At 64.7% G+C, this 24649-nt stretch carries 25 protein-coding genes and 1 pseudogene; 14 read left to right on the top strand and 12 right to left on the bottom strand.

Going from position 1 to position 24649, the window contains the following annotated elements:
* Positions 1-83: 83 nt before the first annotated feature.
* The gene (locus OH799_RS05910) at positions 84-1487 is read right to left on the bottom strand and encodes an IS1380 family transposase (RefSeq protein WP_406276517.1); all 1404 of its coding nucleotides are present in this window, start codon (positions 1485-1487) and stop codon (positions 84-86) included.
* A 199-nt stretch (positions 1488-1686) separates the two neighbouring features.
* Entirely contained in the window at positions 1687-1857 is a 171-nt protein-coding gene (locus OH799_RS05915; protein ID WP_406276519.1) for a hypothetical protein, read from the bottom strand.
* 258 nt (positions 1858-2115) lie between these two features.
* Here OH799_RS05915 and OH799_RS05920 point away from each other — a divergent pair, with 258 nt between their 5' ends.
* From OH799_RS05920 to OH799_RS05945, 6 genes are all read left to right on the top strand, one after another.
* Positions 2116-2664 carry a CAP family protein gene (locus tag OH799_RS05920; RefSeq protein ID WP_406276521.1) on the top strand — a complete coding sequence of 183 codons (549 nt, stop codon included), beginning with the start codon at positions 2116-2118 and terminating at the stop codon, positions 2662-2664.
* Between the two features lie 109 nt (positions 2665-2773).
* Positions 2774-2932 carry a hypothetical protein gene (locus OH799_RS05925; protein ID WP_406276523.1) on the top strand — a complete coding sequence of 53 codons (159 nt, stop codon included), beginning with the start codon at positions 2774-2776 and terminating at the stop codon, positions 2930-2932.
* Positions 2933-4169: 1237 nt separating this feature from the next.
* Positions 4170-5009 (top strand): alpha/beta fold hydrolase, encoded by an 840-nt coding sequence (locus tag OH799_RS05930; protein WP_406281850.1) that lies wholly within the window; start codon positions 4170-4172, stop codon positions 5007-5009.
* Between the two features lie 244 nt (positions 5010-5253).
* Positions 5254-5382, top strand: coding sequence for a hypothetical protein (locus OH799_RS05935; protein ID WP_406276525.1), 129 nt, complete (start codon positions 5254-5256; stop codon positions 5380-5382).
* A gap of 308 nt (positions 5383-5690) precedes the next feature.
* Complete coding sequence (locus tag OH799_RS05940; protein ID WP_406276527.1) at positions 5691-6557, top strand: alpha/beta fold hydrolase; 867 nt, start codon at positions 5691-5693, stop codon at positions 6555-6557.
* A gap of 51 nt (positions 6558-6608) precedes the next feature.
* A complete protein-coding gene (locus OH799_RS05945) occupies positions 6609-6746 on the top strand; it encodes a hypothetical protein (protein ID WP_406276529.1) in 138 nt (45 codons plus the stop codon).
* Between the two features lie 102 nt (positions 6747-6848).
* On the opposite strand, the gene OH799_RS05950 is transcribed toward OH799_RS05945, so the two are convergent.
* Both OH799_RS05950 and OH799_RS05955 read right to left on the bottom strand, forming a co-directional pair.
* The gene (locus OH799_RS05950; RefSeq protein ID WP_406276531.1) at positions 6849-7853 is read right to left on the bottom strand and encodes an NADP-dependent oxidoreductase; all 1005 of its coding nucleotides are present in this window, start codon (positions 7851-7853) and stop codon (positions 6849-6851) included.
* Positions 7854-8327: 474 nt separating this feature from the next.
* Positions 8328-8726, bottom strand: coding sequence for a transposase (locus tag OH799_RS05955; RefSeq protein WP_406276533.1), 399 nt, complete (start codon positions 8724-8726; stop codon positions 8328-8330).
* Between OH799_RS05955 and OH799_RS05960 the strand changes: the two genes are divergently transcribed.
* Together OH799_RS05960 and OH799_RS05965 are read left to right on the top strand one after the other, a co-directional pair.
* The gene (locus tag OH799_RS05960; RefSeq protein ID WP_406282964.1) at positions 8607-8906 is read left to right on the top strand and encodes a hypothetical protein; all 300 of its coding nucleotides are present in this window, start codon (positions 8607-8609) and stop codon (positions 8904-8906) included. The two genes, OH799_RS05955 and OH799_RS05960, sit on opposite strands and share 120 nt — an antisense overlap.
* A gap of 394 nt (positions 8907-9300) precedes the next feature.
* Positions 9301-10106, top strand: a protein-coding gene (locus OH799_RS05965; protein WP_406281853.1) for an IS5 family transposase whose coding sequence is annotated in 2 segments (ribosomal slippage) — positions 9301-9642 and positions 9645-10106 — 804 coding nt in all. Because the reading frame shifts where the segments join, the coding sequence is not laid out codon by codon here.
* 8 nt (positions 10107-10114) lie between these two features.
* Here the strand turns inward: OH799_RS05965 and OH799_RS05970 are convergent.
* Complete coding sequence (locus OH799_RS05970; RefSeq protein WP_406276535.1) at positions 10115-11725, bottom strand: MFS transporter; 1611 nt, start codon at positions 11723-11725, stop codon at positions 10115-10117.
* Positions 11726-12568: 843 nt separating this feature from the next.
* Here OH799_RS05970 and OH799_RS05975 point away from each other — a divergent pair.
* Both OH799_RS05975 and OH799_RS05980 read left to right on the top strand, forming a co-directional pair.
* The gene (locus OH799_RS05975; RefSeq protein WP_406276537.1) at positions 12569-13276 is read left to right on the top strand and encodes a hypothetical protein; all 708 of its coding nucleotides are present in this window, start codon (positions 12569-12571) and stop codon (positions 13274-13276) included.
* The gene (locus OH799_RS05980; RefSeq protein ID WP_406276539.1) at positions 13273-16782 is read left to right on the top strand and encodes a protein kinase domain-containing protein; all 3510 of its coding nucleotides are present in this window, start codon (positions 13273-13275) and stop codon (positions 16780-16782) included. Before OH799_RS05975 ends, OH799_RS05980 begins: the two co-directional genes overlap by 4 nt.
* Before the next feature lie 238 nt (positions 16783-17020).
* On the opposite strand, the gene OH799_RS05985 is transcribed toward OH799_RS05980, so the two are convergent.
* A complete protein-coding gene (locus tag OH799_RS05985) occupies positions 17021-17293 on the bottom strand; it encodes a hypothetical protein (RefSeq protein ID WP_406276541.1) in 273 nt (90 codons plus the stop codon).
* 267 nt (positions 17294-17560) lie between these two features.
* Between OH799_RS05985 and OH799_RS05990 the strand changes: the two are divergent.
* Positions 17561-17797 (top strand): annotated as a pseudogene (locus OH799_RS05990) (ISAzo13-like element transposase-related protein); the annotation flags it as partial.
* Here the strand turns inward: OH799_RS05990 and OH799_RS05995 are convergent.
* From OH799_RS05995 to OH799_RS06010, 4 genes are read right to left on the bottom strand one after another with little or no spacing between them, the layout of a single operon-like run.
* Positions 17733-18314 carry a thymidylate synthase gene (locus OH799_RS05995; RefSeq protein ID WP_406281855.1) on the bottom strand — a complete coding sequence of 194 codons (582 nt, stop codon included), beginning with the start codon at positions 18312-18314 and terminating at the stop codon, positions 17733-17735. The pseudogene OH799_RS05990 and the gene OH799_RS05995 sit on opposite strands and share 65 nt — an antisense overlap.
* 45 nt (positions 18315-18359) lie before the next feature.
* Entirely contained in the window at positions 18360-18767 is a 408-nt protein-coding gene (locus OH799_RS06000; RefSeq protein ID WP_406276543.1) for a hypothetical protein, read from the bottom strand.
* Positions 18764-18934, bottom strand: coding sequence for a hypothetical protein (locus tag OH799_RS06005; protein WP_406276544.1), 171 nt, complete (start codon positions 18932-18934; stop codon positions 18764-18766). Before OH799_RS06005 ends, OH799_RS06000 begins: the two co-directional genes overlap by 4 nt.
* Positions 18931-19212 carry an NAD-dependent epimerase/dehydratase family protein gene (locus OH799_RS06010; RefSeq protein WP_406276546.1) on the bottom strand — a complete coding sequence of 94 codons (282 nt, stop codon included), beginning with the start codon at positions 19210-19212 and terminating at the stop codon, positions 18931-18933. The genes OH799_RS06005 and OH799_RS06010 overlap by 4 nt, the downstream gene beginning before the upstream one ends.
* A 456-nt stretch (positions 19213-19668) precedes the next feature.
* Here OH799_RS06010 and OH799_RS06015 point away from each other — a divergent pair, with 456 nt between their 5' ends.
* The 3 genes from OH799_RS06015 to OH799_RS06025 are packed head-to-tail and all read left to right on the top strand — an operon-like array spanning position 19669 to position 22647.
* Positions 19669-20409 carry a lysophospholipid acyltransferase family protein gene (locus OH799_RS06015; RefSeq protein WP_406276548.1) on the top strand — a complete coding sequence of 247 codons (741 nt, stop codon included), beginning with the start codon at positions 19669-19671 and terminating at the stop codon, positions 20407-20409.
* On the top strand, positions 20406-21155 hold the full coding sequence (locus OH799_RS06020) for a PIG-L family deacetylase (protein WP_357269246.1): 750 nt from the start codon (positions 20406-20408) through the stop codon (positions 21153-21155). Before OH799_RS06015 ends, OH799_RS06020 begins: the two co-directional genes overlap by 4 nt.
* Positions 21148-22647: a CocE/NonD family hydrolase gene (locus tag OH799_RS06025; RefSeq protein WP_406276550.1), complete on the top strand. Its 1500-nt coding sequence runs from the start codon at positions 21148-21150 to the stop codon at positions 22645-22647. Before OH799_RS06020 ends, OH799_RS06025 begins: the two co-directional genes overlap by 8 nt.
* Here OH799_RS06025 and OH799_RS06030 read toward each other — a convergent pair.
* Positions 22631-23500, bottom strand: a complete 870-nt coding sequence (locus OH799_RS06030) for a hypothetical protein (protein WP_406276552.1) — start codon at positions 23498-23500, stop codon at positions 22631-22633. The genes OH799_RS06025 and OH799_RS06030 overlap by 17 nt on opposite strands.
* On the bottom strand, positions 23500-24591 hold the full coding sequence (locus OH799_RS06035; protein WP_406276554.1) for a glycosyltransferase family 4 protein: 1092 nt from the start codon (positions 24589-24591) through the stop codon (positions 23500-23502). The genes OH799_RS06030 and OH799_RS06035 overlap by 1 nt, the downstream gene beginning before the upstream one ends.
* Between the last annotated feature and the right edge of the window lie 58 nt (positions 24592-24649).

Genomic DNA, 24649 nt, shown 5'->3' on the forward strand with positions numbered 1-24649 from the left:
TGTGTTCCGGGTGTGGGGTAGCCGCTGGTCTGCCCAGCTTTTCCACTGTTTTTCCTGGTGCGGGCCGTGTCGGGCCGGGGTGGTCAGATGGCGACAGGTTGTGGCGGCGTATAGCCGATCGTGTTGCGCCACAACGTGAGCCATGCATCAGCCCAGGGCCAGTGGCTGGGCAGGTGCAGGACCGGCCGGCGTTGCGGGCGCGCGAGCCGGGCCGCAACGTTGACGACTTTGCGGCGCAGGGTGGCCGCGCGGGCTCGGCCGTGGTTGCCGCCGGCGAGGACACCGGCGGCGCGCAGTAGGTTGTGGGCGATCCCAGCGCAGAGGACCCAAGCGGAGTTGGCACCGAATTTCCCGGACGGGATATGAGCCAGCGGCCCGTCGATGAGGTCGGCGAACACCGTCTCGATGACGGCGTGGCGCCGGTGGGTGATGTCGGCGGCGGCAACCGGCTCGGTGGAGTTGGTGAAGAACGGGTGATACCGCCAGACCGGGAACAACGCGTCCGGGTAGCGGGCATCACGAACGCGACGCACGATCAGGCGGGCGGTGGTCGCGTCCTTCGTGGAAGCGAAAGCGGTATAGGAGATCTCGGCGACCTCGGCGTCGGAGATCCACTCACCGGTATCGGGGTCACGGACCGCGCCGGGATATTTCACCGGTGTCCACGCACCGTCGCCGATCGCCACGATCGCCCGGCTCACAGCGGTGTTCTTGGTCAGCACCACAGAGAACCGGGCACCGGCACCCAGGGTCGCCCGCACGACTTTGCGGGTGCCGTAGGCCGAATCGCCCCGCACCACGATCTCACCGGTGGCGCCGGCCGACCGCGCTGTGCTGATCGCCGCAGTGACCATCGACGCGGCACCCTTGCCGGACCCGGTTTTCCCGGCGCGCAACCGCATACCCGCCACGACCGGCGCGGCGTGATCGGTGCTGATCGTCGCCGCCAACGGTGAAAGCCCCTTACGGAGGATCTGTTTCCCGGCGATCTTGGTGTGTCCATAGGACGCGCCCTGTTTCCGATGGCCATAGACCGGCCGAAGCAGCGAGTCGATGTCGACGAAGCATCGCGTATCGACGCCGGGCAGCAGATCGGCACGGGCGATGAGAGCAAGCAGGTGGGCGCGCAGCACCGACTCCAACTGCTTGCCGTGTCCGAAGGTGAATTCCCGCAACAGAGTTCCAACCGTGGAGGGCGCATACACGCCGTTGAACAGTTGCCGACAACCGCCGCTGCGCAGCAGGTCGATATCGTCGATACTGTCCGCGCCCGCGCACATCCCCGCGATCAGCGTCGCGAGCTTCGCAGCCGGATTCGCCGCCCCGGACTTGATCCGCGGCGAAGCGACGCAGACCTTGTCGGCCAACATGCTGGTCAGGCCGGTCTGCTCGGCCAACGCCATCACCGGCACCAGCCCCGCCACCGACACGAGGTGCTCGTCATCGAACATCGCCGAGTCCTCGGCGAACCTGTGGAACAATCGCACTGAAAGTGCCTGCCTAACCTGGTCTTGATTAATGCGTCAGAACATCAATCGTCCCAGGTAAACAGGCACTTTCGCCATTTCAACACGCCCCCGCCCGAACACTGCGTCGGTGGATTCAGGCTAAGAAGTCGTTGGCAGATGATCGTCGGTCAGCGGGCGACTCAGCCGACATTCGAATCCTGCTGGTCTTTCGTGGGTCCTACCAGAGGGTGGACGGTCCCGCGACGACCCAGCCGGCGTCGGTAGGCTTGACCCAAAAGCCCAATGACACCTCGATTATCTGCGCACGGTAGATGACCTCGATGTAGAAATTGGTGCCGGTGTGGCCCCAGTTGAAGTCCCCGAGATCGAGTTCGCTGAGCCAAGACAAGTTTGGGAGTCTGGCCTGCCACTCACGTGGCAGAGGGCCAGAACCCGCCCTGATCATCCCTACAGACAAGCGCAAGGGACCGTGCCCGCGTCCGCGCCGCTGCGGTCGGAGCGCTCCCGCTCGCCTGCGACACCAGACCATCGGAGGCCAGGATGCAAGACTCCGAAGGTATGCTTCCCCGATCGGAATCGGTATCGGCCGCGCATGTTTCGGCGGCCGCCCTGCTTGGTTTCTCGCTCACCGTTAGGGGAGGTCGTTGTGCGTGCTGGACGGTTGTTGTCGATCACTGCCGCTGTGTTGCTCGCGGTGCTTGCCTCCGGTGGGGGGCCGGCCTCCGCGCAGGGCGAGTTCCCACCGTTCGCGCAGGCCGGGCTCACAGCGCACAACACCTATCGTGCCCGGCACGGTTCACCATCCATGATCCTTGTCCAGGATTTGGTCACCAGGGCCCAGCAATGCGCGCAGCACTACGCCCAAAAAGGCACGATAGATCACTCGTGCGCTTTCAAGAACAATGCCGGGGAGAACCTCGCCATGGCAGTGGGTGGCGGGAACGCGGACCCGGTGCAAAATGTCCAGACGGCCACGAAGGCGTGGTACGACGAGATCAGGAACTACGACTTCAACCATCCTGGCTTCTCCATGGATAGTGGGCATTTCACGCAACTGGTGTGGAAGGCCAGCACACGACTCGGTATCGGGTTCGCGTCGCAGAACAACAAGCGCGTCGTCGTCGCCCTCTACGTGCAGGTCGGCAACATGTCCCCGGCAAGCTACTTCGAGGAGAACGTGCCTCGCCCACGCTGAACCGGGCTCGGCGCCAACGATCACATTACCCCCCGCCCCCAATGCCGCGCAGTTGGCGGGTGGGTCTGATGTCAAGTCGGCGGTTTTCGCAGGTTGATGGTGGTATCCGATGCTGCGGTTGCTGGTGGTGGCCTGCGGCACCCGCACCGTCATCGATGCCGTGTTCGGCACCTACGGCGTCGGCGAACTCGCCTACGCGCCGGCACTGTTCGGCTCTCTGCGCGAGGGCATATGTCCTAAGGCCGTTCCGTTCACCAAACTGACGTAGAGCGACACCGTGCCATCCTCTGGACGGACTTGTCGTCAGAGCCGAGAACGTCGGTGCTTCGCACCTTTTCGAACGGTAGCACCTGGCCGCTGGACAGCTGCTGGACGGCGCAGTCCGCAAAGCGGTCATCAACGGCTTCAAGAGCCTCGAGGCAGGTCAGAAGGGTATGCAGGCGGACCAGGTCGTCGCGGAGGCCTGAACCCGCGATCACGGCGACGTCGCACAGCCGGCAGGCCCGAGGCGACCCAATCGGGTACCGGGCCTGTTGAAGGCGCGTCCGTTTGGGGCAGTGGTGCTCCCGGCTCGGCCGTTCGATGTTCGGGGGCGGGTACCGATGATGTTGCTGATCCACTGGCCTCGTGCCCTCCGTATGCACCGGCAGCCCCGGAAGCTCTTCCGGGGCTGCCGACTTGACGTGCGGGTTCGGTTATGCGACTGGGCGGGTGTACATGACGTAGAGTGAGCTTTGCGCCGATACCGGCGTCGTTGCCTGGGTGCCGTCGCCTCTTCGATACCACGCTAGACGCGGTAAAAGTCCCAATTCACCGACTCGGCATGCGGGTCGGGCGACGTGAGCTCGAAGTCCCTAGCATGGGCGGCGTCGCAGACACGGGGTGAGTACTTGGTACCGGCCCACTTTCCGTTCCGGTACCAGTCGAAGCGCATTTGCACGCACTTACCGTCCCTATAGCTGTCTGCGACCCAGCCTTTGACGTAAGCGGGATTCCAGCACTTGCTCCCTGCCGAGTCTCCCCACCAAGGGCTGTAGTTCCAGCCTCCGTTGCAAGAGGAAGCTTGCCGGTTGGTCTGCATCGTCTGCGCAGTCGCCGAGGCCATGCCTGACACCGCCACCGTCGCTGCCACTGCCACTGAACCCGCAGCAGTCACAGCACGCCGGACAAACGGTTCACCTGCATACTTGCCGATACCAGACACAGTCAACCCCTCACGCCAGGATCAGAATCCGTCCTGATGACAGACGGCGATGCGAGGCAAGGAATTCGGCCGTTGCATCAGCAAATTATTCGGAACCGCAGGGGGTTTGGACCGACACCTTTGCCAGCAGTGCCTGGAGTCGCAGGTGTTTGAACATCCCATAATGCCGAGTTCGGGGCGTTCGCAGGAGTGCGTACAAGATGTCGGCTGCACCGATGACTTTTGGGTGGATCCGTCGTCGATACCTCTGGATATACCGACAGACAGGAGTCCAGGCATGACGAGACCGTTTCGATTGGGCATGACCTCGGTACGGGTGAACGGTGTGGATCTGGGCATCGAGAGCTTCGGCCGCGAGGACGATCCGCTTGTCCTGCTGGTCGGCGGCACGACGATGCTGTCCTGGCCCGACGCGCTGTGCGAGCGGCTCGCGTCGGGCGGGCGGCGCGTGGTCCGCTACGACCTGCGTGACTCCGGCGCGTCGACGACCCTCGACCCGGAGAATCCGGCGTACGACTTGCGGGATCTCGTCGCCGACGCGGCCGCGCTGGTCGGGGTGCTCGGTGCTGGGACCGCCCATCTCGGTGGGGTCGGCGTCGGCGGGATGATCGCTCAGGTCGCCGCGCTGGACTACCCGGACGTGTTCTCCGCACTGACCCTCGTCGGCACCCGGCCGGTGGCGCCGGGCCCGGTCGACGAGGATCTACCGGACCACGACCCCGCGGTCATGGTCGCGCTGTTCTCCCACCCGCTGCCGGACTGGACCAACCGGGATGCCGTCGCGGCGTTCGCCGCCGAGGGTGCCGAGCCGATGGGCGACGCTCCGGAGGAGGCGCGGGCGACGGCGGCCCGAATCTGGGACCGGACGCCGTCGAGCGATCCCGCGGTGCACCAGGCGAACCAGCTCGGGATGGTGTTCTCCCGGATCGACTGCGCCCCGAGATGGCGGGAGCGGCTCGGTGAGCTCGACGTGCCCACGCTGGTGGTGCACGGTCGCGCCGACCCGTTCTTCCCGGTCGGCAACGGCGAGGTCCTCGCCGCCGAGATCCCCGCGGCGCGACTGCTCGTCCTCGACGACATGGGTGCCGCCCTCCGGCACGCCGCGGCCGACCAGGTCGCTGCCGCCATGCTCGCCCTCTGACCGCTCGGCTGGACGCGCTAGGGTGCGAACGGTCAGCCAGCCTGCGACTCGGTCGGACCGAGGCAGAGCTTGCGCACCGTCTGGTGCACCGCCACTCGGTGCGGTCCCCGGCGTAGAGCCGCACGACCCTCCCGGGCGTGAGCTCGAGCAATCGCACTGGGCAACGTAGTGTCGGCTTCCCAGCTCGAGACGGCAGCTCAACACCGTCAAACGGTGCGTCAACAAGCTACGAGCCGCCCGTGCCGTGGGCACCCGCTATGACAAGCGGGGCTACATCTACAGCTGCACCGTCACCGTCACCGTCACCGTCGCCGCGATCCTGATCTGGCTCCGCGACCCCGTCTTGACCGAGTTACCGGAACTCCCTAGCTGAGACCCCGCGACAGTCGACTGGCTCGGGAACGACGGTGCGGTGCGCTCGGCGCTCCTCGCGCATGCGGTGTGGAACTGCGGGTGGCCGATGACGAGAGCAGCACGGTGGCGAGTGGCGCCCACTCCCGACGAACTGCGCGAATTCGTCAAGGACCGTGTCGCCGCCTACAAGCATCCCGGAATATCCATATAGTCGACGCATTGCCGAAGGGCCGACAGGGGAGATCCTGAAGCGCGAAATCACCCTACCGGTCGACCGAAGCCCCCAGCGATCTGGCTCGAACACCTACCAAGAAAGGTAAGGACATCATGAGCACGGACAAGGGCGCGCAAGGCGGCGTCATCACGTCGTACAAGGACGCGCCGACCGGAACCGTCACTGTTGGCGGCGTCACTTACGCGTACCGCGAGCTGGGACCGAAGGGCGGGATCCCTGTCGTCTTCTTCGTGCACCTCGCCGCGACCCTCGACAACTGGGACCCCCGCATCATCGATCCCATCGCCAAGAAGCACCACGTCATCGCTTTCGACAACCGTGGCGTCGGTGCTTCCACCGGCAGCGTTCCCGACAGCGTCGAAGCAATGGCCGACGATGCCGTCAGCTTCATCAACGCACTCGGCTACGACACGGTCGACGTCTTCTCGTTCTCCCTCGGTGGCATGGTCGCTCAGGCCCTGGTGGACAAACATCCCAACCTCGTCCGCAAACTCATCCTCACCGGCACCGGCCCTGCTGGCGGGAAGGACATGGACAAGGTCGCAAGAACCACCTACTACGACGTGCTGCGCGCAACGCTCACGCGGAAGGACCCGAAGGAGTTCCTGTTCTTCAACCGCAACGCCACCGGCAAGCGCGCCGCCCGTGCGTTCGTCGAACGTCTCGAGGAACGCACGCTGGACCGCGATGCGCCGATCACGGTGAAGGCGTTCCGGACGCAGCTGAAGGCGATCAAGCGGTGGGGCCGGGCGGCGTCCGTCGACTTGTCCCGGATCACTCAGCCAACCCTGATCGCCAATGGCGACAACGACCGGATGGTGCCCTCCGTGCTCTCCGAGGATCTCCACCGCCGGATCAAGGGCTCAGAGCTGATCATCTACCCCGACTCCGGTCACGGTGGCATCTTCCAGTACCACAGCGAGTTTGTTCCGGTAGCCCTCGAGTTCCTCGCACGATGACCTCGCGGCCCAACCGGCCTTCGCGAACGCCGCCCGTCGTTGTCGATCTGGGTGCGGTCTTTCTATAGACGCGCTCCAGAGCGGATCGCCGATGACATCGACGCAGGCTTCGCCGACATCGCGCCGCTGACCCGTTTCGTACTGGCGAACCTTGACATCGGGCACGCCGACGCACTCGAAGATCACTGATGGCCGCAGGCCCGGCGGGAAAAACACGTTCGGGCGTCCCATCCGCGCGGGGTCGTAGGTGTCTGCGACCTGCTTCCACGAGGGATATACGGAAATGAGACGCTATTTCACCTTGACGACGACCTTGCCTTTCGCGCGACCTTTTTCGACGTAGGCCATGGCGTCGTTGGTCGATTCGAAGGGAAAGATCCGGTCCATGACCGGTTGGATGATCCCGGAGTCGATGAGGGACGTTATCTCGCGTAACTGGTCTCCGCTCGCCCGCATGAAGAGGAACGAATAGCTGACCTGACGACGCTTGGCGGCTTTTCTGATCCGATAACTTAAAACGCGCATTACCGGACGCAAGATCCACGGCTTTCCGATCTCCCGTGCGAAGCGGGGATCCGGTGGGCCGGAGATCGAGATGAGCTTTCCGCTGGGCTTCAACACTCGCAGGGACTTCTCGGTTGTCGCGTTGTCCAGACTGTTCAAAACCACGTCGTAGTCGTGCAGGACGGTTTCGAAGTCGTCGGTCCGGTAATCGATCACGACATCCGCGCCGAGGCGCTTGACCAGATCGATGTTCGCCGCGCTGGTTGTCGTGGCCACGGTCGCGCCGATATGCTTCGCCAGCTGGATCGCGAAGGTTCCCACGCCGCCGGAACCCGCGTGAATGAAGACTTTCTGCCCCTTCCGCAGGTTGGCGATTTCGATCAACGCTTGCCAGGCGGTCAGACCGACCAGCGGGATGGCGGCCGCTTCCTCCATGGTGAGTCGCTTCGGTTTTGGTGCCAGGTCGTCCTCGTTGATGGAAATGAACTCCGCGAAGGTGCCGATCCGGTCTTTGTCCGGCCGCGCGTAGACCTCGTCGCCCGGCTTGAACTTCCGCACCCGGGCCCCGACCCGAACCACGACGCCTGCCACGTCGTTGCCCAAGATGAACGGCGGGCGATAGGGCAGGATGAGCTTGAACTCACCATCTCTGATCTTGGAATCCAGGAGGTTGACACCGGCGGCGTGGACCTGGACCAAGACGTCATGCTCTCGCACCTCAGGTTCCGGCATTTCGCCGACCCGAAGGTTATCGACGCTATTTCCGTAGCGATCGACGATGAATGCTTTCATGTTTATCTCTCCCATTTATCCCGGCCGGTACCAGGAAGCTTCTGCAGAAGGACTGTCAGCCGGTCATCCGGTTGAGTTTGCGGTCGCTCTTGTCGAAGGCCCGCGCGGGGACGATGCGGCGTCGCACGCTGACGTTTCCAGCGGTTGAGCCGGCGGTGTACCGCAACTTCGGCTTCGGGTCGGTGGCCGCCGCGGCCATCACCCTGGCGACGGCGGCGGGATCGTCGCCGCCCGCATCGACTCCGCGACGGCATCGTAGATTATGCGTCGGCGCTGCGTGTATATCGCGGCAGCGAGGTGTCCGATTGCGCCCGAGAGGGCGAACGTGGCTGCGTTACCGATACCGCAGGACGCGCCCGTCGCGAGCGCCACCGGCGGTGTTGCTGGCATCGCGTCTCCCAGCTTTTGGATTATAGTCATAATATAATAGAGGTGCGTGCTAGCCGCAAGAGCCTGGCAGGCTTTGGATTATGATCATACTAAAATGGGCGTGCTGGTGGGATTCGCAGGCCCCCTCGCTGGCGAAGGAGTGCATGGTGCGGTACCGGAAAGAGCACGAGCTGGCAACAGGCGGCGGATCATCGAGACCGCAGGCCGTCGGTTGAAGCGGGACGGCATCAACGGGTCCGGGCTCGCCACGTTCGCACCTTCGCGCGGAATCAGCCGCACAGCCGAACTCGCTGAGTGGGTCCACCGCCCAGCGAACCCGTTGGCCGTGTCGGGCGCTGTCGTGATCAGCTGTTCGATGACTGCTTGATCGTTGCGGATCTGCTCGGACCACAACACGGTTTCGCGGACATCGACCGCGACCGCATGATGATGAAGTTTGCCGACGTCGATGCCGATCCATGCCGCGTCGACCGCTTCTGCCATACGTCCACTCAATCTTCCATGAATGTGGTTGTACCCATGGACAACCCTGCTGGCGTACCCCTAAACAGCGACCGGTTCGCCACGCGTCTCAATCAGCAGCCGAAGCGTCCGGAGCGGCGGGGCGACTATCTCGTCAGAGCAACCCAGCTACCAGTTCCTCGATCAGTCACGCCCCGCTAGTTCTAAGCATCCCAGCTATCTCTGCCCGGACAACTACGAACTTAGGGGTCCCCGAACGCGGTCTCATTCACGGGGGATAGGCCACATGAAGGTCGATTTCAGTTCGGCGGCTGTCAGCGCATGTACCCGCGTGGTCGTGGACCCTTCCGGCCGCACGACAGTCAATCCATGCGCTCGGAGCTGAGCGACGCGCCGGCCGCGAGCCAGGAAGTTTACTCGCGCCCAGCGGCAACGAGTTCAGCGCCGAAGTATCCGCCTACCGCGCCGACGCCGACGCCGACGATAAGTTGCATGGGTCGCTCCTCTCCTAAGACTGTGTCTTACGTGGTTGTGATTGGTTTGTGTTGTGCCGGAATCGGCTGTGCTGCATGATGTTCGACTCGTGGTCGATGAGTTGTCGAAACGTCTTGTTCCGGACGAGTTGTGGGCTTTGGTAGAGCCGTTGCTTCCGGAGTTCACTGCGCGTCCGCAGGGTGGTGGCACCGCCCCGGCCGACGAGCGTGCAGTGTTCACGGCGGTGGTGTTCGTGCTGGTCAGTGGTTGTGCGTGGCGGATGCTGCCGCCGTCGTTCGGGGTTACGGTGCCCACGGCGCACCGCCGGTTCAGCGTGTGGACCGAGGCCGGACTGTGGCGGCGTTTACACAACGCCGTCCTGGACGAGCTGGGCAGCCGAGGCTTGATCGACTGGTCGCGGGCGGTGATCGACGCAGCGAGTGTTCGGGCGAAAAAGGGGGACCTTTGACCGGTCCGAGCCCAGTCGATCGCGGCAAGCCCGGCTCGAAGCTTCACGTCCTGTCCGACCGCGCGGGAATCCCTCTGTCGGTGGGTGTTTCGGCGGCCAACACCAACGACGCCGAAGCGCTGCGGCCGCTGGTTAAAGCGGTCCCAGCCATCCGGTCGCGGCGCGGTCCGCGCCGACGCAAACCCGGTAAGCTGCACGCCGACAAGGCATACGACACGGCCGAACTCCGGCAATGGGTGCGAGACCGCGGCATCGGCGTCCGCATCGCCCGCAAAGGCATCGAATCCTCCCAGCGCCTCGGACGCCACCGGTGGGTGATCGAGCGCACGATCTCCTGGTTGACCGGCTACCACCGCCTCAACATCCGCTACGACCACAAGGCCACCCACTTCCTCGCCTTCCTCACCCTCGCCGCGACACTGACCTGCTATAAGAAACTCGCGAAATCAACCACATGAGACATTGTCTAAGGCGCGAAAGACCTTCCAGTCCCAGGATGGGCAGTCTTCGCGGCATCCATGTTCGTTGGTTCGGCCGGCCGATGGCGGATAAACAATACGGTGGGTATCACGATGGCGGCAATTATGGTGGCGGTGACCAGGGTGCTCAGGTGGCATGCGTCTGTAAAGGCCCGTCGAGCGCTGTCTGCGACGAGTGATGCGAGTTCTGTTGGGAGACGCGCGGAATCGTGGTTGCCGCGCTGTGCCGCATCGACCACGGAGTCGATCGTCTGCTGCGGCAGATGGTGCCCGGATAGCCGCTCGCCGAGTCCGTCGCCGAATCTGGTGGTCAGGATCGTGCCGGTCACGCTGGCGCCGAGCACATTTCCGAGTTGGCGGAACATGTTGACCATTGCACTGGCCATCCCTGCCTGGGCCCTATGGACGCTGATGACTGCGGCTGCAGTGGAGGGGGCTACGAGCAGTCCGGTGCCGATGCCGACAATGATGAGACCCGGCCACAGCCGGGAAGAATCCGGCCCTGCCTCGATCGCGCGCAGCGCCGATATCCCTACGGCCATGACGATCAAGCCGGCCGTCAACATGATCTTGAAGCCGATCCTGTGGGTGATCTTGCCCGCGAGGGCGCTGACGAGGATGAACGGCAAAAACATGGCTAGCGCGCGGACACCCGCACCGAGCGGGGTAATGCCCTGGACGTGCTGGCAATAGAGGACCACGAGCAGGGATGTGCCGGTGAAGCCGAACATAGTAGTCGCGGCCACGGCCATGACCATGGTAATTGAACCCGATCGGAAGAGCCTGATGTCGATCATCGGATCGTGGTGCCGAGACTCGTACCAGGCGAAGATGAACAGCGAGACAGCGAAAATGGTGTAGCAGCAAAGAATTTCAATCGAAAGGTAGCCGAGTGTCTTGCCCTCGATAATGGCGAAGGCCAACGAGGCGACAGCGATCGTGCCCAGCATGAGGCCCACCGGGTCGAGCTTGCGGTCCGGTTGGCGACTCGCCGGCACGAAGAGAACGGCGCCCAGGAAGGCGATGACTCCGAGCACCACATTGGTGACAAAGATCGAGTGCCAGGAATAGTGCTCCAGCAGCACGCCGGTAACGATCGGCCCGACGGCCAAGCCTAGGCCTGAGCTACCCGCCCAGATGCTGACGGCCTCGGTACGCTCGCGTGGGTCGGCGAATGAGTGCGCCAGCACGGCCAGGCTGCTGGGCAAGATGGCCGCACCGCCGATACCGACGATCGCCTGACCAACAATCAGCAATGCTGTGTCATTCGCAGCGAAGGCGACAACACTCCCGCCGGTGAAGAGCACGGCGCCGACCATGAAGATGACGCTGCGGCCCACGATATCGGCCAGTGTGCCGGCCGCCAGGATCAGGCTTGCGACGACGAGACTGTAAGTACTTGTGATCCAAACAGTTTCAGTCGGTGACGCGTGCAGCTCGTCCTGAATCCGGGCTAGGCCGGTGATCGTCGAGGACACGTTGACGAAGGCCGTCATCGAGCCCACGCAGAGCACCGCCAGTGTGAACCAGCGCCTGACGTTCTGGCCCGATCGCGGCTCCTGCCTTCGTTCGACAAGAATCTCGATTTCTTCAACCACGGGTGTTCCTTTGCTCGAACTTCGGAGGAACGAAGTCGGGTGTCGACGTTAGCACAGCTAGCTATAATTGAAGATAGTCAGAGCGGTTGAGTCGCGTGTGATCATGGCGCTAAGTCCGCATCGCACAGTCCGCGCAGGACGCGACTGTCAGATCCGAGTACGCGTCAGCCTGTTTCTTCCTGGTGGGCGCTTCCATCGTCGCCCGGCTCGTTGTGGGCATTGCAATGCCAAGGGATTGCTAGCTATGGTCTAGCATAGTTAGTCGTGTAGTTCTGCGCCGCCTGCGGCAAGTCGCCGCTCGACGTCATCGCGTCACCCGATCAACGGTCGCCCGTCCACCGCGTGCGGCTTCGATGTCCCGCCGAGGTGATGAGTGCATTGATCCCTGCCAACGAAACCACTTGGCCCTACACCGCAACTCCGGCGCCACCTCCAGCGACGAATTCTGGAGCGTCGCGCGGATCAAACTACCGCTCCAGAGGAGTTGCATGCCTTCCTTATCAATGACTGCCGGATCAAGACAGGTGGCCGAGGCCCTGGCATCAGCCTCAAAATCCTGAGCGCCCAATTTGGCGTTTCCATGACGTATTCACATCCGTATCCGGCCGGGACCCGTGCCGACAGAAGGGACGGAGTCTGCAGGCGCCACGCCGTCCCGTCTGTGGAGTTGGGTGTTCTCGGGACCGGTCCCGTGGGTACCGCCCTTAAAGTGACTGGCTGTCAGGACGTTCGGGCGAAAGAGGGTCGAAAATGAAGTGCCGGGTGCAAATTCCTCATCCCCTGCCGATCTCCATGCCTAGTTTGGCAAACGCAGTGCCGGAGGCACGTGCGAGAACAATTTTCGTGAAGGCTGCACAGGGTGGGTTCACTGTTCCTCCGCGGAAGTTCACCCTGCACTTCGGACGGGCCACGCTGGATGTTCATGTGCCGGTTGGGGTCGGGGACCGGCATGTGAGCCGGTTGCACGGAGTCTTCACCTGTGACGGTGCTCAGTGGTGGTTGCGTAACGAAGGCCGTCTTCCGATTCGGATGCTCGGCGAAGAACCGCTGCTCTGCGGACACGAGATGCCGATGCCTGCTGGCTACACCCCGCTGACCATCGAAACGCCCCATCCCAGGTCGCACTGGATCGAGGTGTTCGTCATCGGGTCTTCATCAGTCGCTGACGATGCAGATTCGCGGGCGTCCACCCTGCAGTCCGATGTTTACGATTTGAGCCCGGCGGAGCGTTTGGTGATCACGGCGCTGGCTCAGCGGTACCTGCGTCAGGAGCGCTATCCCCAGCCGGTGGCGTGGAAACAGGTGGCCGATGATGTGGGTCGGGCTGACCCGCTGCAGAAATGGACGGTCCCGAGGGTCGAGCATACCGTCGCCAATGTCCGTAAGCGGCTTTCGGAAGGCAGACACCCGGTTCCGGGACTCATGCGTGAGGATGGGATCGGTGAACCCGTGGGGAACACGCTCAACCACAATCTGATCCAGGCGCTGTTGATGGACGCGACCCTGCTTCCGCAGGACTTGTACCTGCTGGGCGAGGAGGTGTGCGGATGAACGACGCCGAGCAGGAACCGCTCTGGCAGCCTGGGAATATCATCGAGGGCCGGTACGAGGTGATCCGACTGGCAGGCCGGGGCGGAATGGGGTGGGTCTACCAGGTCAAGCACCTCGAGTGGGGGATCGATCTGGCGGTGAAACAGCCTCGTCCGGACGTCGTGCTCACCTCCAGAGTTCGCGAGCAGTTCGTGGAGGAAGCCGAAACGTGGGTTTCGCTGGGGCTGCACCCGAACCTGTGCTGCTGCCATTACGTCCGTCAGCTCGGTGGGCTGCCCATGGTGTTCGCCGAATACGTTCCCGGCGGCAGCCTGCGCAACTGGATCACCGACGGGCGCCTCTACGAGGGGCAGGCAGACGATGTGCTTCGCCGGGTCCTGGACGTGGCGATCCAGTTCGCATGGGGACTCGAGCACGCGCACCAGAGGAGCATGGTGCACCAGGACGTGAAACCCGACAACGTTCTCCTCGACACGCGTGATGGCAACATCAGCGTGAAAGTCACCGACTTCGGACTCGCCCGCGCTCGCCCTGGGATCCCCTTGACAACGTCGGAGCCCGGCGCGGACGGGGGCGAGGTGGCCAGCATTCAGGTGAGCCGGGCAGGTTTGACCCTTGCGTACGCCTCACCGGAACAAACGCGAGGCGCGGTCTTGAACCGGCACACCGATGTCTACAGCTACGCGGTGTCGGTGTTGGAGATGTTCACCGGCAACCGCCTCTGGCAGAGAGGCGACAAGGCAGGGCAGGCCCTGAGCGCATATCTCGCGGGGGCCGCCGCAAAGCCGGGAATACCGCCGATGCCAGCCGCCCTGGCCGCACTGCTCCAGCGCTGCCTGCATGAGAAGCCGGAGGACCCGCGTCCAAAATCGATGGCCGGTATCGCCGCAGAAATCGCGGCCATCTACCAGTCAGCGGTGCACTCCGCATACCCCAGGACGATGCCGCGTGCGGCCGGCCTCCGCGCTGATGAACTCAATAACCGGGCGCTGTCGCTGCTCGACCTGGGGCAGATCGCCGAGGCCGAGGAGACGTTCGCGGCAGCGCAGGAGGCTGACCCGCGGCACCTGGAAGCCACCTACAACGACGGCCTGCGCCAGTGGCGATCCGGCGCCATCGCCGACGATGTGCTGATCAGCAAGCTCGAGGCCGCGCGAACCGCCTCCGGAGATTCCTGGCTGGCCCGATACCTGCTGGCCGAGGTGCACTTGGAGCGTGGCGACCTCGCCGCGGCACACGAGCTGCTCCGCACCGTCGAGCACATCGCGCCGAAACAGCCCAACGTCGCGAACGCCCTGCGAACGGTCCGGTCGGGTCGGCTAACCGACGCCCGCTGCGTCAAGACCCGCACGATGAGCTGGTGGCCCGAATACGAAAGGTGGGTGACCGAAGCCGATGGCCGCAAGGCGAAGTACGCACCGAGGACGAAAATCCGGTTCACCGCGGACGGGCAGCGGGCCCTGGTCGCCTCCATGAATCATGTAGGGCTATGGGACATTCACAGTGGACAGTGTCTGTTTCGACGGGACGAGCCGCATTATTACAAGAAGATCGACGTCAGTGCCGACGGGCGGTTCGCCCTGTGCGGCCTCGACACCGAGGTACAGATGTGGGACCTGACCCATGGCCGCGAACTGTGGCGGGTGGCAATGCGCGAAGACGCCCCCTCTGGAACACGATATATCGGAATGCGGGAATCAGCGTCAGCCCCGGTCGCGGCCGTCTGGCTTAGTGCGGACGCCCGCATCGCGGCTACGCAGTCGGGCGGCGGCAGTGTGATGATCTGGGACGCGCGCACCGGCAGATTGCGCCTGCGGCTCGGTCGGCCGGGCAAGCTGTATGGATTGTCCCCGGACGGGCGGTTCGCGCTGATCAGGCACGACGACGACACGATGCAACTGTGGGACGCCAGTACCGGTGTCTGCCGGTGGGAGCTTCGCGGGGTAAACGGGGCCGTGCCCGCATCCATCAGCGCGGACAGCCGGACTGTGGCGATAGCCAGCTCTTGCGAGACGAGAGCGCGCACCTGGGAGAACATCGGCATCTGGGATCTCAGCACCGCCCGGGAGATACGCACCCTGACCGGCCACACCCACCGGGTGACGTCGCTGTCCTGGAGCGGCGACAGCCGTTTGCTGCTCTCCGGCGGAAACGACGGCACCGCCCGACTCTGGGAGCTGGACAGCGGTCGCTGCCTGCGGACCTTCTCGTCCACCACAAGTTGGGAGCAGGAGGTGCTCCTGGAGCCGGACTCCCGCCACGCGGTCGCCGCCGATGAGGACATGGTGCGCTGGTGGACCCTGCCCAGCCGCCACACCGCACCGCCGCAGTTGAGCCGCCCGCGCCAGCATGGGGAGCTGACCAGGCTGGACGCCGACGTGACCGCGCTTGTCGACGCCGCCGAAGAGGCGATTGAGGCATGCCGGTACAGCGAGGCGCACGAGCTGCTCTCCCGGGCACGGGAGACCCGCGGCTACGAACGCGCCCCGCACGTGCTGTCCGCCTGGCGAGCGCTGGCCGGCGTCTTTCCGCGTGCCGGAGTGCGGGCAAGCTGGCAGGTGGGTGAGTTCCCCGGGCTCTCGATATCGCCCTGCGCGGTCGACCTGTCGCCGGACGGTGCGCGGGTCGTATCCGGCGGTAAAACCCTGCGGGTATATGACACCAGCACGGGACACTGCCTGCGGGAATGGGACACCAGCACGGGACACTCCAAACGGGAAATCGACAACCGCCCGTACCCGCTCACCGCGGTCCGGCTCAGCCCTGATCAGCAGCGAGTACTGTCCGCCACACAGAACGGCGAGATCTGCCTGTGGTCGATCGATACCGGCGACTGCCTGATGAAGATCACCAACCAGCACCCCCGCGGTGGCGCCCAGCCGGCGTACTTCAGCGCGGACGGGCGCTGGGCGCTGACCGGTGACAGTGACAATGCCATTCACCTCTGGGATCTGGACAACGGCCGATGCACGCGCACCGTGCCCGGCCATGGCCGCAACGGCTTCATCGTCACCGACGTGTGGCTGAGTCCGGACGGTCGCCGCGCGGTGTCTGGCGGGACGGACCGCACGGTGCGGGTCTGGGACATGGACACTGGTGAGTGCATGCACATCCTGGCCGACCACACGGACTGGGTCAGGTCTGTGTCGTTAAGCCCCGATGGGGGCTTCGTGCTGTCCAGCGGTAGCGATCGGACTATCCGGCTGTGGGACCTCGTCTCCGGCGCGTGCGTGCATGTCCAGCGGGATCTGCCGGGCGACGCGCAGACGGTCCGGTACGTGTGCGATGGTCGCTTCGTGATGGCCGTGACGCCCGGTAGACCGACGAGCGTGATCCAGGTCTGGGATCCACGCACCGGACGGTTCCTGCATACCCTCGACACACGGCAGTCCGGTATCTGGGCAAGCGCGTTCACCCCGGACGGTCGGTTCGCTCTCACCGCCGGCGAAGGCACACCATTGCGGCTCTGGGAGCTCGACTGGGAGCTCGCCACGAGCTCGACTTGACCAATTTCGCATTCGCCACACCCGCACGATCACCTCACCAGCAACGACATCCGGACCTCGCGCTAGAAGAAAGACACCTACCGCCCACACGCGGCGCGGACCCGGCGGCACGTAATTCTGCTGTGTCCATGCGAGACGGAGTCGTTCGTGGCTACGCCTACCCCTTTGGCCTGCCGTCAACGACGAAGGGTGCCGCTACGCCGCAAACGTTGCCACGGATCAACTCGTGGCTCGTCGTTCAGTCGGGTGTCTCGGCCGAGTCGGCGGGCTCGGAGTCGTTGGCCGGCGCGGACCACTCGATGTCGTCGTTGGTCGCGGCCCAGCAGGCCAGCAGGTTCAGGGCATCCTGCGAGGGTGACGCGGGCTCGGCGGTGTAGGTGAGGAGGAACTGGCTGGGGCCGTCGCCGAGTGGGAAGGTTTCGAAGGGCAGGTCGAGGTCGCCGACGATCGCAGCAGGCCAGGAAACCAGTGACTCGGCGCGTTTCTCTGCGTTCGTAGAAGCGATGTCCAATTATTTGAGCACATCTGGTCATGCGTTTGGCGGAACCGAATTTGGTTACTACAACATCGATGGTGGAATGGAATATTCTAACCCGTGGAATACTGGAATGTTGTGGAATATCGCGGATGTCGAACCCGAAGACCCCCACAAATACGAATGCGTCACCGCGCTACTGAAATGATCTCAGCCTTTGGGCCTGCCGTGAAATAATCCGCAACATCCGGTTCTCGCGAGTGATGTTGTCGTATAGGCTGCCCGAGCCGCAAGGTCGCCGCCAGGGGGCATCGAGTGTCGCCGGATGTGGTGGCCGATCTGCTCCGGGAAGAAGGATTCGGTCTGCAGGCCAACGCGAAGACCATCGAGGGCTCCCGTCATGCCGACCGTGACGACCAGTTCCGCTACATCAACGACCGCGTCAAAGACCATCAGGAGATGGGAGATCCGGTGGTCAGCGTGGATACCAAGAAGAAGGGGCTGATCGGCCGCTACGGCAACGGCTGGCGCGAATGGCGGAGGCGGCACGAGGGTTGGGGATCATGATGCGTGGGCTCCTTGGTCCGCCTGGATGGGCGCGAGGTGGTCGTACCAGCGCTCCAGGGCGCGCGAGGTCGCCGTCGGTGTCGGTGAGCAGGGTTCGGGGCGCGGTCGCGGTGGTCCAAGCACGGTAGCTGGCCAGCATGTCCGCGAACGACGACCACGCCCCGGTCACGCCGGGCACGGACGGTTCGGTGATCGTGTTGCGTACCACCGGGTCGGCGCTGTTCCAGGGGATCGCGACCTCCGGCATGAGCGTGGACGGGTCGGGATCGTGGGCGAGTTGTTCGGCGGCGGGCAGGTGCTCGGCGTAAAGGTGCAGCGAGTCGATGTGGTGGTGGTATTCGCCCAGTTCGGCACCGAGCCATCCGGCCAGCAGTTCCTGGATCAGCGTGTTGGTGAAGACTTCGTAGGGAAATCCCAGCCACACATCTTGGCTGCGCATGGTGGTGTTCATGTGCAGGCGGCCGCGCCGCAGGTAGAACCGGTAGCCCAGGGTGCAGGGGACATCGCGGTGCCCGCGCGGGTGTCGCGTTGCGGGTCAAAGAGCTGGATCACCGCCTAGCGGATGTCGGGGCCGCGTTGGAGCAGCTGGCGGGGCCGGCCGAGCTGGTCGATGCCGTTCCACCGGCCCATCCGCGGCCCGTAGGCGCCTTACAGGATCCCGTCGTCTGCGTAGCGGGTCAACGCCCGGTTGTACTGAAAGATCCCAGTCGTCGTTGGAGCTGGACAGAATCCACAGCGCCTCGGCCACCGCGAAGGCCGGATTGAGCAGCCGCAGCGGCGGCACGTCGACGAGCCGGCGTCGCGGCGGGGTCAATCGCAGGTGCCCTCCGAGGATTTCGGTGGTGGCCATGCCGCGGAGACTGACCGGCTCGCCGAAATCGGTGATCGCGCGGGCCGCGGAGGTGGACAGGGTGTTGGCGTTGTCGGCGGTCAGCACGATCATCGCGACACCACCTCTGCCACGTCGGACACGGAAACGGATTGCGGGGATGGTTGTTTGACCATCCCGTCCACCTGGCGCGCCATCACCTCACGCAGCCCGACGCGTGGTGAGTACCCGAGCAACGAGTGCGCCGACGTGAGGTCGGCGCGGGTCGCTTCCACCGTCACCGGCCCGCGGCGCTTCCAGTCATCGCACTGCTCAAAAGGGCGAGGGGGACTTTACGGCCAACCAGGGCGATCAGTTCGAGCATCGACACGCTCGAACCACCACCGACGTTGACGATCTCGGCGTCGATGTCTTCCGAGACTGCCGCCGCTGCGAGGGTCGCGGCAACGATGTCGTCGACGTAGGTGAATTCCCGCGACTGCTGTCCGTCGCCGTACAGTGGAACTGGAATCCCCGATAGCACCGCCGCCAGATGGAACACGGTGCGGGCGCCGGCCATCAGCTCGTCGAGTTCGTCGGTGGCCAGATCAGCCTGATGCGCGCGCAGATCGGGGTCGGTCAGTGCGCCGGCGAGGTTGCGGGCGGCGACCGGGTCAACCGGGTATCGGCGGTGAGCTGTCTGCTCTCATTCTGCCCGTGAGGATCTGATTGTTGTGATGGAGTAGAGGTCGTGCTCACCGACATCGAACGTCAGTTGAATGCGGTGGAAGCGTAGTCCGTGGGCAGCCGTCCGTTCATTCCGTTCCGGAAGCGAGGTACCGAGCGATGCTGTTCGAGCACCGAACGGCTATGAACCCGGGTAGCGCCCATTCCCGACTGTTCGAATCATCGTTTCGATAGAAGCACCGGCGGGACCGAAACCGTTCGTCTCGCGCAAGACCGCCGAGGAAATCCTCGACTCCCTCGCCAAATATATGGCGAAGATTTCGGGACCGACACACTAGATTGTCACGGTATGGGTGATGTCATCTATCCCGCAGTAGTTCTCGCTGTCAGGGTAGCGTCTCACGCGCTGGGGCTGCGGATCCAAATCCGTGGCGATGTGAACATCCCCGCGGCGGGCGGCGCGGTGATCGTCGCCAATCATGCGTCCTATCTCGACCCGTTCGCAGTCGCCTTGGGCGCATCCGGGCGCAGCGTGAGGTTCCTGGCGCTGCAGGAGTTGTTCGACCACCGGGTGTACGGGCTGATGATGCGCGGCCTGCGGCAGATTCCGGTCCGGCCCGAGAGGGGAGGCGCAGCATATTGCGCAACCGCGGACGCATTGAAGTCTGGCGAGGTCGTTGGTGTGTTCGCTGAGGCCACTATTGCCCAGTCGTTCACCGTCCAGCGGCTGCGGACTGGCGCGGGGCGGCTGGCGGGCGCGGCTGGCGTGCCGTTGATCCCTGTGGCGGTGTGGGGAACGCACCGGTTGTGGACCAAGGACCGGCGCGAGCTGATCCAGCCACGGTTGCCCATCACCGTCCTCATCGGCGAACCGCTGCGCCCGACACTCCACGACGACCCCGAGGAGGTCACCGAGCAGCTGCGCGTGGCTATGCAGGCACTGCTGGACTGCGCACAACGCGAGTACCCGTGCTCTGGTACCGAGAAGTGGTGGCAGCCTGAGCATCTCGGCGGCACCGCACCTGGCCCAGAGGAGGCCGCGGCGCGGGACGCGGATGAGAACGCTGCGCGCCGCGGGCAGGTCTCGTGAGCTCGACGTGCGTGTTCCTGCATGCCCATCCGGACGACGAGTCCTTGTTGACTGCGGGCACGATGGCGCGCCTGGCCGCCGAGGGCCGTCGGGTCGTCCTGGTGGTCGCCACAGACGGTGAAGCGGGACTCACGGATTCGCCTGCCGGGACCGAACTCGGCGCGCGACGGCGGCGGGAAACGATGGACTCGGCGGCCGCCCTCGGCTGCGCTCGGGTGGAGTTCCTCGGCTACGGGGATTCCGGATCGGATGGTGCCGTATCGGACTCGTTCTCCGCTACGCCAGTCGAGCAGGCTGCGGAGCGGATCGCCGCACTGCTGGTCGAGGAGCGCGCCGAGCTGGTCACGTCCTACGACCCGGCGGGGGGCTATGGGCATCCCGACCATGTTCATCTGCATCACGTGGGTTCGCTCGCGGCGCGGATCGCGGGTACACCGGTACTGCTGGAAGCGACCGTCGACCGCGACATGCTGCTGCGGGCGATCCGGATCGCCGCCCTGTTTCGCCTGACACCGACCGGGCTGACGCCGGACCGGCTCGCCAGCAGCTACTCGCCGGGCAGCGCGATCACTCACCGGGTGAACGTACGCGGCTACGCAGCAGGCAAGCGGGCGAGCATGGCCGCGCACGCCAGCCAGGCAGCTGGCGGTGACGGAGTGCGCACGTTGGCCGCTCTGCTGCGGTTGCCGCAGCCGGTGTTCCGATGGGTACTCGGCACGGAATGGTTTGTGCGGCGCGATGTTTAACTTTCGCATCGAACGCGATCTGTCCATCCCTATGGCTGACGGCACCCTCTTGCTCGCCGATCTCTACCTGCCCGCCAACAGCCCAGCACAGGCGACAATCCTGGTTCGGTCGCCGATGGGCCGCCGCCCGATGGGCATCCTCTACGGCTGCTACTTCGCTCGACACGGCTTCCAGGTCGTCGTGCAGGACGGAAGATCCTGCGACGAGGTGTTGCCTTTGAGTACCGAGCGGGAGGACGGCCTTGCCACGGTGGCGTGGCTGCGGGCGCAACCCTGGTTCCATGGGCCCCTCGCGTTGCACGGCATGAGCGCGATGGGGTTCGCGCACTGGGCTATTACGGGTGACGTGACCGAATTACGCGCGATGTCAGTGCATGTGGCGGCGTCGTCGATCGCCGACACGATCTTTACCGGCGGGTCGACCGCGCTGGAGTCGGTGCTCATCTGGTGCTCCAACCACAGCTTCACCACCGCATTGTTGGCGCCCAGGCGGGCGCGCCGGGCCATTGCGTCCGGTCGGCCCGCTGCCGAACTCGACGTGGCGACCGGAGGTAGAACGGTGCCGTTCTACCAAGCCGTCATCGCCGACGAAGGGCCGGGCAGCCCGCTGCGAGCAGGATTGGATCACAGCCATGTGCCTCGATCCAGCGTCGCGGCATCGGTGCATCTGGTCGGCGGATGGTACGACATCTTCCTACCCGGTCTGATTCGCGACTTTCTTGCGCTGCGGGCGGCAGGCGGCAACCCATATCTGACGGTCGGACCGTGGGGGCACTATCACCCACAGCTGTTTCTCACCGCGAACCGCGAAGCACGGCAATGGTTCCAGGCGCATCTGTGCGGTGACCACGCGGGATTGCGGGGGCTCCCTATCCGGTTGTTCGTCACGGGTGCACGGCAATGGCGGGACTACGCCAGCTGGCCCCCACCCGGAACTTGCTCGGTCCCATGGTTCTTGCACAGGGGCGGGCGACTGGCCCGAAGTGGTCCCGACGAGTCTGGCCGTGACTGCTATTGCTACGACCCCGCCGACCCAACCCCGGCACCGCGAGGGCCGGTGATCGTCGGCCATTCTCGACCCCAGGACTGCCGCCAGATCGAGACTCGCCCAGACCTGCTGACCTACACCAGCGAACCGCTGAACGACCCGGTGGAGGTGATCGGCACCGCGACGGCCCGGCTGTATTTCCACAACAGCCCGCCGACGGGCGCAGACTTCGTGGTGCGGCTGTGCGATGCGCATCCCGACGGTCGCTCGTACAACATCTGTGAGGGCGTGCGCCGGGTCGGTCACGAGACAACGGGCAGGACCGAGGTCGAATTGTGGCCGACAGCCCACCAATTCGCTGCAGGCCATCGACTCCGAGTGCATGTCTGTGGTGCCGCGGTGCCCCGCTTTGCTCGCCACCGCGAGGTCGTGGAGCAGGAGGTTTTCCACGACCCGCGCAGACCCAGCGCGGTGGTGCTGCCGACCGTCACCACCACGTCTTGAACGTCTCGAACGCTACCGCCTCGTTATGGCCGGAGCGATTCACCGTGTGATGCAACGCTCCCACGAACGCACCGGTGGACTCGAGTGGCGTACCGCTCACGGGTACCACGAGCCGCGACACTCGCCGCCGGGCGAGATGCGCGGAGATCCACACATCATCCTGCCATCGCACCTCGTCGGGCCAACCTTCGAAATCATGCACAGCCTCGTCCAGCGATCCGGGTGGAATCAGATATCCCCACATGCCCATCAACACGTCGACCGGGACGTGCTCGAGCACCGCCGTCCCGCAGACATGCCCGAGATACCTTGGGTCACAACCGAACCGGACATACTGCCCACGCAATCCCAACGCTGCGGTCGGAACCTGGCGATGGGCGGCGAGCAGGTCCTCGAGGAACGTCTCAGGGTAGATCGCGTCGTCGTCGACGACCACCAGCACCGCGTTCGGCTCCGCCCGCAGCGCGGGCAGCAACTTCGTTGCCGGACCTTCGTCCTCGCACCGCACAATGTCCACCCCGGCGGGCAGCGACGGCGGGTCGGGGTAGGCAACCCCCGACCGGAGCGAATTCCGCGGCCAGGCCAGCAGCAGCCGATCGGCAGGGACGGTCTGGTCCAGAAGGCTGCGCAGGACCGGGCGCAGGTGCCTGCGTCGTTGCGGCACGGTCGACAGTGTCACGACGACGCGTCCGGCACGCGTGGGCACCATCCGTGGGGCCGGGTCGCACCGCAGCAGCCGGGCCGCCCGGGTCACGTCGCGAGTAAGGCCGGCAACGGTGGCGTTGCCGAACCGCTTGCGCAGATGATCAACGTTGCTCAAAGAGATCCGGGCAACATGCACGGGCGAAATCATCAGGCGGCCCTCCCCGCCGCCGTCGCGCGGGACATGCACGCTCGACGTTCCGCCTCGTCATAGCAATGGCGAAGCCGATTCAGCACGACCGGCCAACTGTGTTCCGACGGTGCCACCGTGCGATTGTGCGCGGCCACCCGGTGGTGCAGCTGCATGTCGCACCCGAGCTGCACCAAGGCCGTCACCAGCTCGGCTGCCGTGTCGCCCAACAAACCCTCACGGCCGTGCTCGACGAAATCGGCCACCCCTGTGCCGGATCGGGCGACCACCGGCAGCCCCGCGGTGCGCGCTTCCAATGTGGCCAGACCGAACGCTTCGCGACTGGTCACATTCAGGTAGACATCCGCGGTGGCCAAGATGTCACGAATGGCGTGCTGATCCTGTACCCCGACCAACTGCACCCACCCGGTCATGCCATGTCGATGCAGGTACCGCCGCATCGCGTCCGTCCGTGGGCCGGCGCCGACAACGGTGGCCCGCACTGCGACCTCTCCATCGAGCCGTTGCTGCGCCATCCGAAGGACTTTCAGTAGGATCAATGGTTGCCGACGGGTCACCAACCGTCCGACAGAGACAACATGTAGTTCTCCCGATAGGCGAGAGATCTTCTGCTGCAATGCCGGTGAGACGCCATTGGGAACAACGACCGCCGCGGTCCCGGGCAGCGCGCGGGCGACCTGGTCGGCGACCACTGTGCTCACCGCAGTCAGCACGAACCGACGTCGCCAGTCACCGGCACTTCCGATCAGGCGATAACACGCCCGCACCGGCGCATCCCACATGCTGTGCACCGTCATCACGGTCGGAATCCGGAGCAGCCCTAACTGTCTCACGGAGCGCAGCGCGAACGGTGAATAGACGCTCAGATGCACATGCGCCACCTGCGGTCGCAGGCGTAGCAGCAACGAACGCAGGTGCCCAGCACGGGTGATGCGATGCACCCTGTACGGCAGAGCCATATCGTCAACGGCCCCGCTGGTCACAGTGACCACATGGACTTCCTCGCCCGCAGCTGTTTGGGCACGCGCCAGCCGCTCGATCTGAACCTCGATGCCGCCGACGCGGGGGGTGAAGACATCAGTAAGGTGCATGATCACGCGTCAACCCCTCGACTGGATCCAACGCACCACCGTGCGCTGATCAAGAATT

This window comes from Nocardia sp. NBC_00881, from assembly GCF_045207455.1.
Taxonomy (GTDB): domain Bacteria; phylum Actinomycetota; class Actinomycetes; order Mycobacteriales; family Mycobacteriaceae; genus Nocardia.

Coding starts and splice junctions, on each gene's coding strand:
- OH799_RS05930 (WP_406281850.1), top strand. CDS start 4,170: ATGACCTCGGTACGGGTGAACGGTGTGGATCTGGGCATCGAGAGCTTC.
- OH799_RS06030 (WP_406276552.1), bottom strand. CDS start 23,500: ATGATTTCGCCCGTGCATGTTGCCCGGATCTCTTTGAGCAACGTTGAT.
- OH799_RS05980 (WP_406276539.1), top strand. CDS start 13,273: ATGAACGACGCCGAGCAGGAACCGCTCTGGCAGCCTGGGAATATCATC.
- OH799_RS05955 (WP_406276533.1), bottom strand. CDS start 8,726: ATGGCAGAAGCGGTCGACGCGGCATGGATCGGCATCGACGTCGGCAAA.
- OH799_RS05925 (WP_406276523.1), top strand. CDS start 2,774: ATGCTGCGGTTGCTGGTGGTGGCCTGCGGCACCCGCACCGTCATCGAT.
- OH799_RS06025 (WP_406276550.1), top strand. CDS start 21,148: ATGTTTAACTTTCGCATCGAACGCGATCTGTCCATCCCTATGGCTGAC.
- OH799_RS05950 (WP_406276531.1), bottom strand. CDS start 7,853: ATGAAAGCATTCATCGTCGATCGCTACGGAAATAGCGTCGATAACCTT.
- OH799_RS05940 (WP_406276527.1), top strand. CDS start 5,691: ATGAGCACGGACAAGGGCGCGCAAGGCGGCGTCATCACGTCGTACAAG.
- OH799_RS06015 (WP_406276548.1), top strand. CDS start 19,669: ATGGGTGATGTCATCTATCCCGCAGTAGTTCTCGCTGTCAGGGTAGCG.
- OH799_RS06035 (WP_406276554.1), bottom strand. CDS start 24,591: ATGCACCTTACTGATGTCTTCACCCCCCGCGTCGGCGGCATCGAGGTT.
- OH799_RS06000 (WP_406276543.1), bottom strand. CDS start 18,767: ATGATCGTGCTGACCGCCGACAACGCCAACACCCTGTCCACCTCCGCG.
- OH799_RS06010 (WP_406276546.1), bottom strand. CDS start 19,212: ATGGCCGGCGCCCGCACCGTGTTCCATCTGGCGGCGGTGCTATCGGGG.